Here is an 18,900-nt window from a genome sequence, read left to right as displayed (position 1 = left end):
ATAAAAATCAGCATTTTCTGTACTTTGCGGGGGTTATTCCGCACTGCTTCTTGAATACTTTATTGAAATAATAATAATCCATGATTCCTACCTTTACTGCCACTTCCTCTACGGACATATCCGTATACTTCAACAGCTCGCAGGCTTTGTTTATCCTCAATTCCGTGACATACTCCGAGAAGGTTTTCCCCAAATTTTTCTTGAACAGCTGGCAGCAATAGACCTGGTTAAGGAAAAACTTTGCGGATAAATCTTTTAGGTACAGCTTACATGAATAGTGGCTATCGATATATTTCACCATTTGAGCGAAATAAGAGCCGATATCGCCTTCACTTGCGCATTGACGGTTAAGCTGCCTGATATAGAGAAGGACATCATATAAAAATCCGCATAAGGACTCAAAGTTCTCAAAGCGTTCCTTCAGCTCGGAATAATTGAGGAAGCCCAGCTCCATGTCTTTCAGCTCTTCGTAAAAGGAAGCCAATAACACGCCGACCACCTGATTCCATAAATAAACAACCTCCCCCATACCCGCATTATTTTTGCTGAAATCGTTTTTGAGCCTCCTCATGGTATCTTCCAATGTTTCGAATTGTTTCTCCTGAATAATCACAGAAATGCTATCTATAAATGGCTTGACTGTATTCAGCTTTTGTTCGTATTCGAATAGCCCCTTTTCATCCTCATTCAAAAAAACCTTTGAGGCCGCTAGATCGGATTCCTTGATCAGCTTGGAGAGATCCTTGTGATGACTCGAGATGCTGCTGATTCCCGCAGCTTTAATGTCCGATCCCGCCAAACCTGCCAAATCAAGCTCCTTCAATTTCGCCATTTGGCCGCTTTTTAGGATGTATAACGTTTTCCTTGATCCCAGCTCTATTTCCAACGTATGTTCGGTTTCAAACCTCTTTTTGCCGCAGATTTGATCACGATTCGAATAAAGAATAAGCGCACGATAATAGTCATTATCCGAAGATGAATCAAAAAAAGGAGTTAAACGGCTCAATTCATGTTCATCCGCCGACATTAACGCCTCCAAGATAAGGTTATTTCGTTGGCCTCTTTTGTTAGCAAAATGAACAGCCAGCTTATTAATTAAAGATTCCGCCATCTCGATATCGATCGGCTTCAAGAAATAATCCAGCGCCCCGTATCTTATAGCCTCCTGCGCATAGGCAAACTCGGCGTAACCGCTTATAACTACAAAGTCGGCATCCTTGCCCTTTTCTCTTGTCATCCTCATCAGCTCTAGCCCGGAAATTTCAGGCATTCTAATGTCCGTAACAATCAGGTCGGGACTTTCCTCGCATATAAACTCAAATGCTTTATGAACGCTTGTGAACTGACCCGTTATTTCAAATCCGTGTTTACTCCAGTCAAAGGCATTTCTTATCCCTTTAATCGCCCATGGCTCATCATCTACAATAATGACACTATACATAAGTACCTCCCGATAGGTTCTTCTCGTCATAATCGCGGAAACTCTGGTAACCAGGAACGAATCGCAGTTATTAGCTAGATATAGACAAAGGCCTATGGACCCTTAAGTCCATAGGCTTGTCAGCAAGCCAACCCATTATATCACTTCTTGTTTGCCTGCATCGCTTCGTAAATTTTCACATTCTCTTCCATAACAGCCTTGCCGCCTGCCGCCATATACTCGTCCACAAGCTTGTCGTATAAGCTGTCGAAATCAGATGGCTTACATACAATCAGCTTATCGGTCATTTGATTGCTCATATCCCCAAGCGTCTTGCCGAACTTAATGTTGGCATCATTTGGCGTATCGTAGAAGAAGCCGGTGTAACCGTCCGTCGTATTGATTTTGTAGGACTGCTCCGCTGTCTCTTCTAATCCGGGATAAGAAGCGGATAGGGCTTTAATATTTTTCTCTTGATCGCCAAGCTCAACTCCGTTTACCACCAGGGTATAGTCGAGATTTTGCGGGCTCATTTGCATATTGTCGCCGGTTTGTGCAATCACCTGAGGGATTCCGTCAACCGTTTTGTGGTTAACTCCTTCTTCCCCGTATTGCAGGAAAAATAACACGTCGGGGTTTGCCATCCAGTTTAAGTACTTGATCGCCAGCTCCGCATTTTTGCTGGACTTCGGAATAAACACATTTAAGCCATTTTCGTTGTAAGTCATTTTTTTGTATTTGCCTTCATCATTTTTAAACGTATCGATCGGAACAAAGTTAGCATCAGGCACATTGGCTTTTAACGGCCCGCTTATATTTTGTCTGAACGCATAATCCCAGTTAGCGCTGAAAAATCCGACCTTGCCGTTTGTCACATCTGCGTCCGCCTGCTTCGCCGTTTTGTCCAGCGCAAAGTCGGGGCTGATCAATTTTTCGTTATACAGCTTATTGAGGAATTTTAGCGAATCCTTGTTTCCGGGCTTTAACCAGTTCGAAGAGGTTACAAAATCCTCCTCCGACTGCTCGCCCCAGAAGGACTCGGCCAAATTACCAGAGCCGTAATTCATCCCCGTCGCCGCCAATCCCCAAGGAATAACGCCGTCTACGCCTCCGGGATTTTTGTCTCGGAATGCAACAAGAGTATTATATAATTCATCTCTGTTCGTCGGAACCGGCAGCCCTAATTTATCCAGCCAGTCCTTCCGGATGAAGCTGCCGATCCAAGCCAGCGAAGTTCGTTTTGCGGGGATCGCCATCTGCTTTCCGTTAAACTTCCCGTAAGTGAGAACGTTCTCGCCTAGATAACTTTTCAAATCCTGGCCGTACTTCTCAATCAAATCCTCCAACGGCATAATACCGTTAATCTTGGCGTACCGGGATACGGTTGCGCTGTCATAAGTAAAGGAAATGTCCGGCGCCTCGTCCGCTGCCATCATGACGTTCAGCTTATCGATCTCCTGCGATCTGGGAACCGACACAAACTTGACGACCGCATTGTTTGGCTTGCCGAAATTTTCGTTAATATACCTGGTCCAGGTATTGTTGTTCAAATCCGGCTGACCTTGTATCCCTCTGTCAAATACCTCTACCGTAAGCGTAACCGGCGAGCCTGAAGGGGCTTTCGTCTCCGTAGAAGAGGATTGGTTCTCTTTATTATTGTTGTTATCGTTGCCGCAGCCTGCCAATCCACCGGCTAACAGCGTAAGAACGGGCAGTAAAACCAACATTTTTTTGTTCATGTTTTCAACCTCACCTTTTCCCATAATGTACTTGCCGCATTTCTTTAACCTTTGATTGCTCCGGTCATTACGCCATCAACAAAATATTTCTGAAGCTTAGGGTAGACCAGCAAGATCGGAACGGTAGCGAACATAACGCTTGCTGCCTTCAAGGATTCGGGTACGATAAAGGCCCCCGTGCTGCCTTCGCCTTGCTGCGTATCCAACTGCTGATTAGCGCTAATAATCTGATAAAGCTTTAATTGCATCGGATACAGGTTCTTGTCCGTGATATAAAACAGCGCGTCTTGGAAGCCATTCCATCTATCAACCGCGTAAAAGAGGCTTAACGTTGCGATAGAGGGCATAGACAACGGAAGAACAACCCTGACAAGAATTCCCCATTCGTTGCAGCCGTCGATTGATGCCGCTTCCTCCAAGCTTTCCGGAAGGGAAGAGAAGAAGGTTTTAAGGATGATCATGTTAAAAACACTCAAGGCGCCGGGCAAAATCAGACTGCTCATCGTATTCATCATGTCCAGGTTTTTCACCAGAATATAGCTCGGAATCAGGCCTCCGCTGAAATACATGGTGAATACGATAACGGTAAGCAAAAAATTCCTGCCCATCAATCTCTTCTTCGTAAGCGGATAGGCGGCGCATATGGTCAAAAACATGCAGCATGCGGTAAACAATATGGTGAGTACAATCGTATAGCCAAGAGTATAAAGCATATCGACATCGCTTAAGATCGTTTTATAGGTTTCGAGCGTGAATTCTACAGGCCAAAGGGATACCTTCTGCGAAACAATAGCATTATTCGAGCTTAGCGAAAGCGCTATCATATACAAGAATGGAACGAGACAGGTTATTGAAACCGCCGTGATGAATAAAATAATCAGAATATCTACGAGATTCGTTTTTGACTTGTTCAACTAACTCACGCCCTTTACCAAATTCCTTGCTCGCCGATTTTTTTGGAAATATAATTCGCCGACACGAGAAAGATCAGCCCTACAACCGATTGGAACAATCCAACAGCCGTTGCCTGAGAAAAATCGCCGGACCCGATCCCGACCCGGTAAACATAAGTGCTGATCACATCGGAGTAGTCACTGACGAGCGAATTTCCCATAACGAATGGCCGGTCAAACCCGATCGAGACCATTCTCCCGATCTGCAGAATGAGCAGGATAATGATGGTTGGCTTGATCCCCGGCAAAGTAATATGCCAGATTTTGCGCAGCCTGCTGCATCCGTCCATACCCGCAGCCTCGTACAAATCCTTGTTTATTCCGATAATAGCAGCCAAATAAAGGATGGTCCCCCAGCCTGCGCTCTGCCATATTCCAACGGCCACATACATGATCAACCAGTTTGTTTTGTCAGATAGAAACTCAATTTTGCCAAGACCAATGCCGGATAATATCGTATTGGCCATGCCACCGGACGAGAACATTAGGTATACCATGCCTCCGATGATAACCCAAGATAAAAAATGCGGCAGGTACAGAACGGTTTGCATTAGTTTTTTGAATCGAGTATACATGAGCTCATTTAACAAAACCGCCAGTATGATGGGAGCCGGAAAACCTGCGGCCAAGTCCAGAAGATTCAACAAAAGCGTATTTTTCAAAGCTCGGTAGAAGCTGTCCTGCTGGAAAATAAATTGGAAGACGTCAAGACCAACCCACTCGCTGCCGCTGATGCCCTGAAAAATGTTGTAATCCTGGAAAGCCATCAATACGCCGTAGATTGGCGCATATCGGAATATCACGAAGTACGCCATGGGCAGCAGCAAGAGGGCATATAACAAATAATCTCGTTTGAAGTTTTGAACGATTCGGTTTTTTCTCCTTATTTTGATGCGCTGGCTATCGCTGCCTAAAACCGCTTTCACGTTTATCAACCCCTCTTTCCGTATAAGGTGAGCTTATGTAAAAAATTATACATGCTGGAATTTTTAATAAAATGTAATTTATTAAGTGAGGTTTTGTAATATATTAAAAATATGCGCCAGCAAAAATAAGAAAAGCACTAAGCAACCATACGGAATAACTCCGTAGTTCGGTTGCTTAGTGCTTTTGGTTATTAGATCAAATTCAGTTTAAATGGCGTATTCACTGCAAGCGGGTAGTCCTGACCTTTCCACAGTAAAATGCCTCCAGGCTGATCCGTAACAATCTCAAGCGTATCTTGAGACAACTCAATGGAGACTATTCCTCTATTGACCGGAACTGTACCCTTTATCCACTCTAAACCGCCAAGCTGCGGCTCTACAACATAGCTCTCGTAACCCGGCGATGTTGGATACACGCCAAGATAATACCGTCCTAATACATAGATTGGACTTGCTCCCCATGCATGGCATAAGCTTTTGCCGTAACGATCATCGTACATACTAAGCCGCTCAGGACCGGTGATCTCCGGGTTATATTCCTCCCAGAAGGTCGTAGCATCCAGCTTCATCATGCCGCCCCAATAATCCTGTATCTGCCTAGATACATAATCCAATTGACCAATCCGGCTCATCACAGACAACTCGTAAAACTTGAAGTAAGGCGTGTTGATCTGAGGAATTTCATCATTAAGAAGCACATTTGTGATGATGCTCTCCTGCTGCTTCGAATCGGCCAAATTCCATAACAAAGCAAAAATATTAGCATGCCGCGTAACATTACGTTTGCCTGATTCGAAGCTGTCCATGTAGGCTCCACGCTCTTCGTCCCAGAAGTATTCATTAATCCGGGCCTTTAAATGCTCGTAAAGCTCCAAATAACGTTTTTCTCCAGCGCCAATCCGTTCTCCGCAAGCCCATACCGCCTTAAGACTTTCCGCATAGAGCATTTGCACGGCACTTACTGCGCCCGTCTTATCGATTTCCGCCCAGTCGATGAATACCCAGTCTCCCTCTCTTCCGCGGATGAAGCCGTCTTCATCTGTTCGCGAAATACAATACTCCATCATGGACTTCATTCGAGGATAGATAAAGGTAATAAAATCTACATCTTTTGTCGTTTCATAATAATCATAAACACTCATCAACCAGTAGAAAGAGTAGTCGACAATGGTGTTGATATGCCTCACGATTGGATCTTTTCCCCGCAACGCAATAATCGTCCGCTTCGTAATAGCCGGATCAAAATACAAATAGTTATTGATCAGATAACTCTGGTAAGCGTCTCCCGACCATACCCAACGGTCCCGCTTGATCCCGTCAAGGAAGAACTCGCGGCTGTTGAGATGCAACGTATACTCCGCCGTCTCCCAGATCCGGTTGATCAGATCATTCGAGCACGTAAAGCTTCCTTTTTGCTCAAGCGGCAAATATTCGTACCTAGCTGTTAATTTGAACTGTTCTTTCTTTGCCCCTTGTACAAATAAATACCGGAACGCGCGGGGATGACAATGATACGAAGTACTTGCTGACGGGATTGTATCAATAATAATGCTATGCTCTGTATCCAAAGCTTCTTCTATCGATTCCCCATAAAAAAGCTGAATGTCCTTAGTGGCTTGGACGTTCTCGAACTGCAGCGCAGCGAAGGTTTCTTTCCCATAGTCGAACAGAATCCCTTCTTCTCCCTGCTCAATAGATAGAGGGAGGATCTCCTCATACTGGAATGCAAAAATAGCAGGATCATCCTCTTTCTTCAGATACAGCCCGTTACATCCAGCTGGCGGCCAATCGATGCTGTAATCATTCGCCTCCCAAGACGAATTACTTGCACTCTGTTGTCCATCTATGAAGATTGAAGGTAAACCATCCGTACGTGCCACCATAATCTCGATATTATGACTGCCGGTTGAGAGGCTGATCGGTTTTTCAAAAGGATACCTTTTTCCATCTACCCAAATGACTCCACTGCCATGTGCATACACTGTCATCACTTCAGGAGTATCGCATTGTACTTCTTTACGGAAACGTACATTATGATAACAGTCGTCCAGCCGCCAGAAAGCTGGCCATTGATGATACCTTTCTTCCCGGCGGGTATTCAGCAGCAAATGATGATAAATCTCAAAATCTCCCGGATACCATATCCATTCAGGGCTTTGAAGCATCTCGAACTCATCCTTTCAGTACCTCGGCAAGCAGCAGAGGCCATATGCTGTAGTATGGTTTCATTATATCGGCTGTACAATCTGGACTGCCCGCTGAAAAGGACATTTTACCCCTGTAATCATGACATTACGATCATAGACACGTTATACTACATGTATATCAGATGCGAGGAATGAGCCGACCGATGAACCGCTCCTATCAGGTATTTGAGGGTCAACATTTTCTGCAAGAAAACCTGCATATGCTGGTCAACCGATTTACGGAAGATTTTATGGTCCCCTATCATGCTCATGATTTCATTGAATTTAGTTATGTAGCAGAAGGAAGCGGCTTCCACCATATCGGACAGGACACGTTTCCCATACATAAAGGAATGCTCTTCGTTATTCCGATTGGAGCAGCTCATGTGTTTCGGCCTGCCTCAACTCAGCGGACCAGCAAACCACCCATCGTCTATAATTGTCTGTTTGATCAACATCTGCTAGGACAGCTGTCGGCTTTTCTAGAGCAGCCTGTTCAGGAGCATCTTACTTTTCTTGTGAGTAATGCCACTTCCTACTACTCTGTCTTTGACCGGGATGGGGCCATCGAGGGGATCATGCTGAAGCTGTATCAGGAAATGTCCGAGAATAGGATAGGTTCCAAAACGATGCTGTATGCCTTGTTGAATCAGCTGATGATTACGGTTTACAGGCTGAAGTTTGAAGGAACGGAGAAGCGTCTGCCTGAATCAGAGGGCTTTCATCTTGTCATGGATTATATGGAGCAAAACTTTTATAGAGCCGTAACACTGTCCGAGCTGTCCGGCATATCGGGATGGAGCTCGAGGCAGCTTCAGCGGCTCTTTACGAAGTATACGGAACAAACCTTTGGCGTTTTCCTTCAAAGCCTACGTATTCGGAAAAGCTGTGAGCTGCTGCGAAGCAGCAGTCAGAAGATTGCCATTATTGCCGAGCTTGTTGGTTATACCAGTATCGATTCGTTTAATATCGCTTTTAAAAAGAATGTTGGTTTGACTCCTACTGATTACCGGAAGTCATCTTCGTAAATTAAACCATTAAACGTGTGACTGCGTATTCGAATGTTCTTCCGATCGCTGTTGCTCGGGGATTCCTTGAACTAGAAGGATTAAGGTTGGAATCCCCGAGCAAAGGCGAGCACTTCGTTTCTCCAGAATCATTCGAAATACTTCGTCTAGGTTTAAAAGCTAATTTAGACAGAAGATCCTAAAGACAAAGTTCGCCGTGCTGGTATACCCGCCCGGCTAGATTAGATTATAAAAGCGGCAGCCATTGGGCTGCCGCTTTCTGTTTAGTTATTTAGCTTAATGATTTGCACGTCGTAACCTGCGAGCTCTGTTTGGCCGCCTTGAACAGGGATGTCGGTCAGCAGGTTGATACCCGAATGTTGGCCAAGATCAACTGTAACAGAATCTGCTTTGTGATTTAGCACAAACAAGTAATCCTGGCCGTCTTTGGTGCGAATAGTTGTTTCCACACCTTCTGGAGTAGTAGGAACGAGAGGTTCAATACCTCGCGCTGCACATAGCTGAGGCAGCCACTCTTGCAGGAACGCTGCTTCCGGACTTGTTGCCAAGTACCAGGCTTCGCCTGCACCAAACTTGTTGACGGTAAGGGCCGGCATGCCACGATAGAAGTCATCCCCGTATACGGCTTTTACTTCGGCGCCTTCGGAGTGAATGAGATCGCAGATCATCCCGCACTCATATTCCGTCTTCGAGCCAAGCGTGTTATCTGATAGAACAATTCGGTTACGCTGGCTAGGAAGCAAAGCATCGATTTCTTCTGCCCAAATACCAAACAGCTTCCGTAGCTCGCCAGGATAACCACCCAGTGTAACGAGGTCTGTCTCATTAACAATACCGCTGAAGTAGGTCGAAATGACCGAACCACCCGCTTCAACAAATTTCTCCAGCTTATCTGCTACACCCTGCTTCACCATGTACATCACCGGTGCGATAACAAGATCGTAACCGCTGAGATCCGCTTCTACGCTGACTACCTCAGCCGCGATTCCTGCACGGTAAAGAGCATCGTAGAACTTATGTGCTTCGTCTACATATTTGAGGGCAATCGTTGGGCCGCTGGACATTTCAATCGCCCACCAGTTTTCCCAGTCGAACAGAATCGCAACTTTTGCCTTCACTCTGGAGTCGAGGAGCGTATCGCCAAGCTTTCCAAGCTCTGCCCCAAGCTCTGCACATTCGCGGAATACGCGCGTATGCTCATGTCCAACATGTTCAATTACAGCTCCATGATATTTCTCGCACGCCCCAACCGAACGGCGCAGCTGGAAGAACAGAATGGTATCTGCACCACGAGCCACCGCTTGATAGCTCCACAATCTCATAACGCCAGGACGCTTGAGCGAGTTGTAAGGCTGCCAGTTCTGCTGGCTTGGTGTCTGCTCCATCAGCATAAAGGGCTGACCATCCTTCAGACCGCGCATCAAATCATGCATCATTGCTGTGTAGCTGTGGGGTGTATCGAATCGTGGGTAGTTGTCCCATGATACGACATCCATATGTTTGGCCCATTTATGATAATCAAGCTTCTTAAAGGCACCCATTAGATTAGTTGTAACTGGAATGTCTGGCGTCTGCTTCTTGACCGCTTCATACTCCAGCTTGTAGCAGTCGAGCAGGCTGTCGGAATGGAAACGCATGTAATCAAGTGAAAGCCCTTGGAAGTTCGTATCTGTACGGCCGTTTGCACCGTACCATTCTTCACTACGGCCGCTCGGAAGTACGATATCTTCCCAATCATAGAAAATATGACCCCAAAACGCTGTATTCCAAGCACGGTTTACCGCTTCAATTGTACCGTAACGTTCCTTCAGCCATACACGGAAGGCAGCTTCACAATTGTCACAGTAGCAATTGCCTGCCCCGCCGTATTCATTATTGATATGCCAAATAAGCAATGCTGGATGGTCCTTATAACGCTCTGCCAGCTTCTCCGCCATTCGCACTGAATACTTGCGGAACGTTGGACTGTTCGGGCAAGAGTTATGTCTTCCACCAAACTTACGTTTATTGCCGTTAAAATCAACTTGCAGGACATCCGGATATTTACGTGCCATCCAAGCAGGATGCGCAGCAGTGCTAGTCGCAAGACAGACACCAACTCCGTCAGCATGAAGCTTGTCCATCATCTCATCGAGCCAGGTAAAATCATAGGTTTCCTCATCAGGCTGGTTTTTCGCCCATGCGAAAACGTTCAGCGTAGCCACATCGATACCAGCAAGCTTAAACATACGTAAATCCTCGTCCCAGACCTCCTTCTCCCATTGATCCGGATTATAATCTCCGCCGTACCATATCTTAGGTTTCTTTGTATTAATCATCTTGTCACACCTCTTCGTATATGATAAAACTGCATTAGATACTTATATTGTAAGCGTTATAATTACTATATCCCATATAAAATAATCGATATCACATATAAAAATATGGAGGTCAGATATGATGCGACGTGTCGTTCCCGCATTCCCCTTAGAACCATTGCCTTTACAGCTGGAAACCATCGGATTTAATCCCGATCAAGAGACTTTGGACAGACCTGACGGATATCCCTATTTCCACTGGCTTCATACCATTTATGGAGAAGGAGAATTGCAGGCGAACGGTCAGACCTGGAGAATGATCGAGCGGTCTGGCGTCCTTCTTGCACCTGGCACCCCTCATCGTTATGAAGCAAGAAATGGACTGTGGCAGACTGGTTATATTACGTTTCACGGGAGTATGGCTGCAAGCTTTGTCCCGTCGTTTGGATGGAGCGGCGCTGAACATTTTCAATGGGAAGCTGGCAATGATCGGATTTCCAACCAGTTGAACGACATGCTGACATTTGCTGAAACCGGAAGCGATCCTTCCGGCTGGCAGTCTTCGGCAGAACTGTACCAATTCCTCACACTGCTTCGTACGGATGCCCGTACAGATAATCGACCTTCAATGTCCAAACGATTGGAGCGGAATCAAATCCTGCTGGAGTGGCTGGAAAAGGAATTCGCCAATCCGGAGATCGGATTGGCGGATATGGCAGCGCAGCTTGGCATCGGAGAGCGGCAGCTGAATGAAAGATTCCGCGAGCTGTTTGGCCAAACCGCTTACTCGTATCTGATTCAGCTTAGAATCCGCAAGGCGAAGGAATGGCTGCCTTCCCGGCCGGACTGGACCGTACGCCGCATAGCTGAAGCGGTTGGCTTCCGAGATGCGAGTCACTTCGTCTCTACCTTTCGCCAGAAGGAAGGCATGACACCCGAGACTTATCGAAAATTATATAGACCTTAATGAAGGGGCTCCCTCACAGGATTCAACTACAAACGGTAGATTTCCGCTCTTCGTGTCCTGCAGAGATATATTAGACATAAAAGCGGTCACGATATTCCTGTGGTGTACAGCCTTCATTTTTCTTGAATTGATAGGTAAAGTAAGCAGGTGTTTGAAATCCTACCCGTTCAGCCACCTCGTAAATTTTAATAGTTGGATTCTGAAGCAGCTCCTTCGCTTTTTTCATCCTCAGGTTTTTAACAAAATCAGAGATCGTTAGTCCCGTTTCTTTCTTGAATAACACGCTCAGATGTCCTGCGCTGATATGAAACTGTTCTGCAAGCTGTTTCACTGTCATGCTGATCGGCAGCTGCTCTTCCATATAGGAAACGATACGACTGATCAGGTGATGCTGCTGGAGCGACCGCTCTTTCCTCACAAGCATACTAGCTGAGCGGATATAATCGATAACGATGTCCTTCATCGTATCAATCGTTTTGCAATCCAGAAGTCTATGCCAAGCACGTTTGTTCAGAAAGCTGATCTCTTCTGTATCCTGCCATACTTTACGCGACAGCTCCCCGAGAAGGCTTATACTAAGAGACTGAATATAGGCCATGTTATGTCCGCTGTTTTCCAAGTCCTTAAATGTCTGTCCTACCTTATCTACTAATGGAAGGGGGTCATCGCATTCTGCAAGCATTAATAAGTCGGGCAGCATGTTTTCTTGCATTCGATAGTCCTCGAATGCCTTTCGCTCTGTATTTCCCACATACGTGATAGATCCGTTACTGCTTTGACGGACATCCGCAATCGTAAATTTCACTTCCCTGAAAATCTGATTCATTTCCCGCCATTCATATCCCCAACGGCTGATGCCAACTGAAACCAATACTCCATAGCTGTTATTCATATATTCTTGTACGAATCTCATTTGTTTATCGATATTGCTTCTTTTATCTATCGACGGATTTATAAGAATAGCCACAACCTGGTCAGGTCTAGTCTTGGAGACCAGAACATTACCCAAATCCTTTAGCCCCACTGAAACCGATTGCAGAAGTGCTGAACCAAGCATATGCCTGCTCTGTGCATCGCTGCCAGAAGAATCCGAGTAGTTATCGATTATAGCTGTAATCAGTTGTATTCCTTCAGATGGCTGGTTTGGCAGATTAAGCAGCTGGCACCAGGAGTGTAAAGATTCCTCCTCCATCGGCTCTTCCTCCAGAATATCGAAAATAAACGTATCCTTTAGCATTTCCTGACTATCCGAGACAATCTCCTTGAGTTTAATAGTCTGTTCATTGATTTGAGTTATACTCTCTAGCGTTTGCCGAAACGCGGTCAGCTTACGTTCAATTTCCGATAATTTGAGAGGCTTCAGTACATAGCCCTTTGCCCCTACTTCAATTGCTTCTTGTGCAAATTCGAACTCATTGTATCCGCTTATAACCAAAATTTGAATATCTGGATGAATCAATTTGGCTTCGGCAGCGAGCTCAATCCCGTTCATACCGGGCATAGATACATCGGTAATCAATACATCGACTGGACCCGCTTCAAGAATAGGAATAGCTTCTTCACCCGACTCCGCTGTAAGCGGGATCAAGTACCCAAGTTTAGCCCAAGGGATATGCCTTACCAATCCTTGAACATGTGACGGTTCATCGTCTACGATAAGTACTTGCAGCATAATTATCCCTCCCGTTGAATATGCGGTTTATGTGTATAGACAGGCATCTCAATCCTAATAATCGTTCCTGTCTCAGCGTTACTCTCTACGTGTAATTGTCCGGCGTGGCCAAAATACAAATGAAGACGCTCTCTAATATTTAAAAGTCCAAATCCGTTTCCTTTTCCCGCTTTTTCACCATTCTTAATTAGGGTCAGAGTCTCGGTATCCATCCCTATACCATTGTCTCTTACTTCGTATTGGACATGATTATTTAACCGTTTGATACGAATGGCAATATAAGCATTAGGCCGGGTAAAGATCTTTCCGTGTATATATGCATTCTCCACAATAGGTTGCAAAATCAGTTTAATGGAGTAGAGCTCTGTTACATCCTCATCAATCTCCCAATCGATTCGGACACGACCGGGATAACGCAGCTGTTGTATATCCAGATAAGCCCTCACATGTTCCAACTCTTTATGGATTAGCGTCACATTAGATGTGTTATCTAGGGCGAACCGGTAAAAAGTCGTTAACGCTTCAATGGTCTCTACCTGAGTCTGATCTCCTTGGTCGAGAGCGCGCCACTGAAGCAAACTAAGCGAATTATATATAAAATGAGGATTGATTTGGGCTTGGAGTGCCCGGAATGATGATTCCTTCTCCTGTAATTTGGCACTACTAAGCATATCAATAACTGATCCAAGCTTTCCCGTCATCTGGTTAAACATCATTTCCAGTTCCCCAAGCTCATCCCTGCTTCTGCTCTGCACAGATACGTCAAAGTCCCCCTCAGCAATATCGCTCATCCGGTGGCCCAGCTTGCGAATACGGAAAACAACATTTTTCAGTACGATCATTACAAGGAACATAGAGAAGAACAGGAAAAACACCGTGATAGCAACAATGCTGTAGACAATTAAGGCGGACTGCTTTTCCATTTGACGCATCTGGATAAGCGCGGCGACCTTCCATTCGCCATTAATGTGACGGACCGTAAAGTATTCGCCATTATTAGTAAGGCTCTCTGCTACTTCACTACTTGCCCATAGCTTGGAAAGTGAAGTCGCTTCAACTGGCTTCCCAATCAATGAACGGTCTGAGGCCGCAATAATCCGGTCATTCTCATCTAATAAATACAGGCTGCCTGAGCCTTTGAAGGGGCGGTCCATCAATTCGCCAAACACGCTGTTATAATCCAGCAGCATATAGATAGCGCCATAGGTATAGCCCGTAGCATTCGTAATCTTTCGGGAGACTGCGAGCTGTGCATGTTCCCCGGGGGCATCTGACCATTGTAAAGCAAAAGGTGAAGCCATTACACCTTCATACCAGGACTTCTCGTCAGTATGATTTAAAGGCCGGTCAGACGGCTTCCATAACAGTCCTCCGTCTTCCGTGAGAGTCTCATTGTCATGATAAATCCGAAAATTTTCAATACCAGGCAAATAGCGGCTCATTACCTGAAAGGAACGATCAATATAATTGACCGATTCCAGCTGTTCCGACCAATTGGTATAGGTTCGGCTCAGTCTGGAAATAAGCTCTCCGTCCGTTCCCGTCCGATTCGCAAGAAGATCGTAACTTTGCTTGCGGAACTCAACGCTCTGCGTCGTCTGACGAACGGCTTCGTTAATCGTGACGATATAATTGTCCCTGACGTTCTGAAGAGCCAGGTACCCTGCGCCGATTCCCAAAATAATGGTAGGTATTACCACGATAAGCCCGTATAGCAAAACAATTTTGCCGCGCAGACTCATCGTTCGGGTCAATCGGATCGTATTTCTCTCAATCCAGCGTCGCATCAGGCATTCTCCCATTCTTCGCCCGGTATCGTTATTTTTCCGGGAAACTGCAAAGGGAGCATCCCAATAAAGGGCTGCTCCTTGATATGCGTTTCTCTCTTTTTATTTATTGCTCATCGTTTTGTATAACTCATTCCACTCTGTCTTAAGCTCGCTCCAATGTCCACGCTTTTCAAGCGCAGAAGTGAATTCCGTCCATGCTTTCTCGAATTGTGCATCGTCCTTCGCCATAAGCAGTTTTGCACGGTACTCTTTATACACGGTAGTTAGCTCAGGTGCGTATTTTTCCCAAACGCCGCCTGATTTTGCTTTTACCATATCATAATTTTCCGCAACACGAGTAGCTCCCATCTTGGCAATCTCTTGCGAGAACTCTCCTGTTTTTACACCGCCGGCATGAGTCTGTTCATTGGTCCACCAAGCATACCATTCATTGCTGTAGTTCGAAGTCATATACAGTTCTGGCGTCACTTGCGCTTTCTTAGCCTGGTCGCCCGAATTGCGCAGCGCTTTGTAGCTCTCATCTATAAATGCCCACTTGCCGTACGGCTGATCTACCCATCCCCAATATTTTCCTGCCGGTCCTTCATTGATGACCATATTCTGCTCTGGCTTCGGTGTTAAAGTATAATCATAAAATTTAAGAATCGCATCAAGGTTTTTCGTATTCTTGCTAATATAAGTATCATAGCCTGGATAAGGATTGATCACTTGAGTAGTACCCAGCCCATTCACACCTTCAATTTGCGGGAAAGGAATCGGTTTGTAGAACCAGCCTGGTGCTGTTGGACCATCCAGCTGTTCCCATAAGGAAGCATCAAAATCCCAGAAGCTTCCGATGTTCATCGCATATCGGCCATTTTTATTTTTTTCAATATAGCGCTCACTTTTATCCGTTAATGCCTCAGGATCAATAAGTTTCTCCTGGTATAAACGGTTCATCCATTTGTAAGCTTCTTTGAAGCCTGGATTATCATACATAAAGATAAAGTTGTCACCCTCTTGCTTCACCGGAGCAACCCCGCCTGCTGTTGCAACCGTCACGCCAAATGCAGCCAGAACCGCATTTTCATCGTTCTTATCCGTAAGAATACCCAGCGGCAGCAGGCTCTTGCCTGACTCATCCTTAAGCTCTGCGGCTTTCTTCAGATAAGTTTCTACACCATCAAGGGTAGTCAAATCATTCTCCGTCATTCCAACCTTCTCGAGAACGTCAGTCCGGATAAACCATGCACTGGATGACCACCCCGGCCATGGTTCAGACGGATTAATATCGAAGTAAGAAGGAAGTGACCAAATATGTCCGTCCGCATCTTTCATCTGCTCCAGATATTCCTTCGGAATGGCCGCCAGGCTTGGATATTTATCCGGCATGTTAAAGTACTGCTCAAGAGGCTGAATAAGATTTGAGCGCTTCATCGCATCATCAATTACCTGATTACGGCTGAAAATAGCTGCATCATCAAAGCCGCCTGTATTAAGCTTCAGATTAAGCGCTGTCAAAACATCGCCCTGTGTCGCTTCGAGTTGGACGTCGACTCCTGGCTCTTCTGATTTCCAATATTGCTGAACTAGGCTGTCATTATTAATCGTTGCCGTCCAGCCCAGCCAAAGCTTGAACTTATCCGAACTGTCGGTCGTTTTCGTATTTGTTGAATTAGCTGCTGTACTCGAGTTATTCTGAGTTGTATTGCTGTTACTAGAGCATCCCGCCGTTATGCTTAATGTGGCGGCTAGGGTTAGAGCTGCGATACTGCTTTTTTTAAATTTCATGCTTACTTTCTCCCCTTTTTATTCGAGTCTATCATCAAATTGGTATATGGTAGATCAATTATACCCGAGAGTGATTCAGCCTTTGACCGATCCGATCAAAACGCCTTTGGCAAAATATTTCTGCAGGAATGGATAAATCGCAAGAATCGGAAGCGCACTGATCATAACCGTAGCCATTTTGACCGACATTAGCGTAATATTATCCATCGAGCTTCGTGCCAGCACTTCCTGATTTTGGTTAGAGCTCATGATCGCGGATAAATCTTGCGCTGTCAGCAGTTGCTGCAGGAAGGTTTGAACCGGAATCAGGTTCTGGCTCGTCACATAGAAGGCGCCCGAGAACCAGTCGTTCCAATGACCAACTGCCGTAAAGAGTCCAAGAGCGGCAAGCATCGGTTTTGAGAGCGGTACGATAATTTGAATCAAAATCCGAACGGGCCCAGCTCCGTCCAATTCAGCTGACTCGAACAATGCTTCAGGAATACCTTGTATAAACTTCTGCATGACGAACATATTCCAAGCTGAGAAAAGTCCAGGGATGACGTACACCCAAAACGTATTGGTAAGTCCGAGTTTAAACAATTGAATATAGAAGGGAATTAATCCGCCGCTGAACAGCATCGTCAAGAGAATATAAGTCAGGATGCCATTTCGGAACGGAAGACGTTTATACGATAATCCGTACGCAGCTGCAAGAGTAATGGCTAGACCGCCAATTGTCCCAATAACCGTTCTTGCAATGGTGATCAGATAAGCATGGCGGATGACCTGATTTCCAAGGACAATCTCATAGTTGATCCAGGTAAAGGACCGCGGCCAGAGATAAACGCCACCTTTTGCAGCATCTGCCCCAGTATTAAGCGAAATAGCTAACATATAAACAAATGGATAAATAATGGAAACGCACATGACTACTAGAAGGATTACGATAATCCACTGTCCGATCCGTTCAAGCATAGTTGCTCTCATTTGTCACCACAGCCCCTCTCCGTTGATTTTCTTGGAGAATGTGTTCGTCGACACGACGAGCAGGAGACTAATGATCGATGATACCAGACCAACTGCAGTGGCCATACCGAAATATCCTTGCTGCAGACCATTACGTAGGACATAGGTATCGAGAACATCCGCAACTTCCTGATTGGCTGAATTCATCATAGGATAGATCTGATCCATCCCTACCGTGATTAGACTTGGGATGCTCAGGATGAGTACAATCGATATCGTTGGCAAAATACCCGGAATCGTAATATGCCGCATCTGCGCAAATTTCCCTGCCCCTTCGACCTTTGCCGCTTCATATAGTTGCGGATCAATGGTGGATATCGCTGCCAGGTAGAGAATCGTGTTCCAGCCCACCTCTTTCCATAAACCACTGGATACGATCATCGGACGGAACCACTCATTCGTACCAAGAAAGAAGATCGGTTCTCCGCCTGCACGTCCAATGAGGTCATTAACTAGTCCGCCATCTAACGTCAGGAAGGATTGCAGAATGTAAGCCACCACGATCCAGGAGAAGAAATGCGGCAAGTAGCTGACCGACTGGACAATTTTTTTGAAAAAGGGATGCGTAATCTCATTAATCATAAGGGCGAGGAGAATCGGCATCGGGAAACCAAAGACAAATTTCAGAACCGAAATATAAAGGGTATTCTGAACCACCGTCCAGAATTGCGGCTCATGGACAAACGAGAAATTGTCAAATCCAGCCCAGCTGCTATCCCACATTGAGGTGCCGATTGAGAAGTTCTTAAACGCAATCTGAATACCCAGCATCGGGATATAGTTGAATAGAAACAGCAGCACAACTGCCGGTAAAATCATCAGGTACTGCCAGCGGTATTTATACATTTTTGCAATCATATGTGTCCCCTCCTTATCTACACCTTCATTCTAACGATGGATCGAGAAGGAGAAAACGTAACAACGATTAGATTTCTATCGATTTGATAAGATGTTTGCCAGGCAATAAAAAAACAAGCAGCGATAAATCACTGCTGTCAGCTGCAGTTGAGTCCGGTCTGATCCATTGGCAAGGATAATCGCATTCTTTGATCGAAATAAACAAGAAAGAGGCTGTACCTAAGTCGTTTAGACTTTCGGAACAGCCTCTTTTTCTTACTCAGAAACTTTTTCATCGCGGTAGAAG

At 45.4% G+C, this 18,900-nt stretch carries 13 protein-coding genes; 2 read left to right on the top strand and 11 right to left on the bottom strand.

What is annotated here, in order from left to right:
• Positions 1–7: 7 nt before the first annotated feature.
• The 5 genes from AB4Y93_RS04360 to AB4Y93_RS04340 form a co-directional block, all read right to left on the bottom strand.
• On the bottom strand, positions 8–1,441 hold the full coding sequence (locus AB4Y93_RS04360; RefSeq protein ID WP_441889360.1) for a response regulator transcription factor: 1,434 nt from the start codon (positions 1,439–1,441) through the stop codon (positions 8–10).
• A 140-nt stretch (positions 1,442–1,581) separates the two neighbouring features.
• Complete coding sequence (locus tag AB4Y93_RS04355; protein WP_441889358.1) at positions 1,582–3,159, bottom strand: extracellular solute-binding protein; 1,578 nt, start codon at positions 3,157–3,159, stop codon at positions 1,582–1,584.
• Between the two features lie 44 nt (positions 3,160–3,203).
• Positions 3,204–4,073, bottom strand: a complete 870-nt coding sequence (locus AB4Y93_RS04350; protein WP_441889356.1) for a carbohydrate ABC transporter permease — start codon at positions 4,071–4,073, stop codon at positions 3,204–3,206.
• 14 nt (positions 4,074–4,087) lie between these two features.
• The gene (locus tag AB4Y93_RS04345; protein WP_441889354.1) at positions 4,088–5,038 is read right to left on the bottom strand and encodes an ABC transporter permease; all 951 of its coding nucleotides are present in this window, start codon (positions 5,036–5,038) and stop codon (positions 4,088–4,090) included.
• 191 nt (positions 5,039–5,229) lie between these two features.
• A complete protein-coding gene (locus AB4Y93_RS04340) occupies positions 5,230–7,203 on the bottom strand; it encodes an alpha-L-rhamnosidase-related protein (RefSeq protein ID WP_441889351.1) in 1,974 nt (657 codons plus the stop codon).
• Between the two features lie 173 nt (positions 7,204–7,376).
• Here AB4Y93_RS04340 and AB4Y93_RS04335 point away from each other — a divergent pair, with 173 nt between their 5' ends.
• The gene (locus tag AB4Y93_RS04335) at positions 7,377–8,252 is read left to right on the top strand and encodes a helix-turn-helix domain-containing protein (RefSeq protein ID WP_441889349.1); all 876 of its coding nucleotides are present in this window, start codon (positions 7,377–7,379) and stop codon (positions 8,250–8,252) included.
• Between the two features lie 263 nt (positions 8,253–8,515).
• Here the strand turns inward: AB4Y93_RS04335 and AB4Y93_RS04330 are convergent, their stop codons facing one another.
• Positions 8,516–10,570, bottom strand: coding sequence for a beta-galactosidase (locus tag AB4Y93_RS04330; RefSeq protein WP_441889347.1), 2,055 nt, complete (start codon positions 10,568–10,570; stop codon positions 8,516–8,518).
• A 118-nt stretch (positions 10,571–10,688) separates the two neighbouring features.
• Between AB4Y93_RS04330 and AB4Y93_RS04325 the strand changes: the two genes are divergently transcribed.
• On the top strand, positions 10,689–11,516 hold the full coding sequence (locus tag AB4Y93_RS04325; protein ID WP_441889345.1) for an AraC family transcriptional regulator: 828 nt from the start codon (positions 10,689–10,691) through the stop codon (positions 11,514–11,516).
• Between the two features lie 70 nt (positions 11,517–11,586).
• Here AB4Y93_RS04325 and AB4Y93_RS04320 read toward each other — a convergent pair whose 3' ends face one another.
• The 5 genes from AB4Y93_RS04320 to AB4Y93_RS04300 all read right to left on the bottom strand — a co-directional run bounded on the left by AB4Y93_RS04320 (position 11,587) and on the right by AB4Y93_RS04300 (position 18,614).
• The gene (locus tag AB4Y93_RS04320; protein WP_441889343.1) at positions 11,587–13,188 is read right to left on the bottom strand and encodes a response regulator transcription factor; all 1,602 of its coding nucleotides are present in this window, start codon (positions 13,186–13,188) and stop codon (positions 11,587–11,589) included.
• 2 nt (positions 13,189–13,190) lie between these two features.
• The gene (locus AB4Y93_RS04315) at positions 13,191–14,975 is read right to left on the bottom strand and encodes a cache domain-containing sensor histidine kinase (RefSeq protein ID WP_441889341.1); all 1,785 of its coding nucleotides are present in this window, start codon (positions 14,973–14,975) and stop codon (positions 13,191–13,193) included.
• A gap of 102 nt (positions 14,976–15,077) precedes the next feature.
• Positions 15,078–16,748, bottom strand: coding sequence for a hypothetical protein (locus AB4Y93_RS04310; protein ID WP_441889339.1), 1,671 nt, complete (start codon positions 16,746–16,748; stop codon positions 15,078–15,080).
• Between the two features lie 75 nt (positions 16,749–16,823).
• Entirely contained in the window at positions 16,824–17,717 is an 894-nt protein-coding gene (locus AB4Y93_RS04305; RefSeq protein ID WP_441889337.1) for a carbohydrate ABC transporter permease, read from the bottom strand.
• A 3-nt stretch (positions 17,718–17,720) separates the two neighbouring features.
• Complete coding sequence (locus AB4Y93_RS04300; RefSeq protein ID WP_441889335.1) at positions 17,721–18,614, bottom strand: ABC transporter permease; 894 nt, start codon at positions 18,612–18,614, stop codon at positions 17,721–17,723.
• Between the last annotated feature and the right edge of the window lie 286 nt (positions 18,615–18,900).

It is taken from the genome of Paenibacillus sp. YAF4_2 (assembly GCF_052113225.1).
GTDB lineage: Bacteria > Bacillota > Bacilli > Paenibacillales > Paenibacillaceae > Pristimantibacillus.
This window is presented reverse-complemented; position numbering and strand designations above follow the sequence as displayed.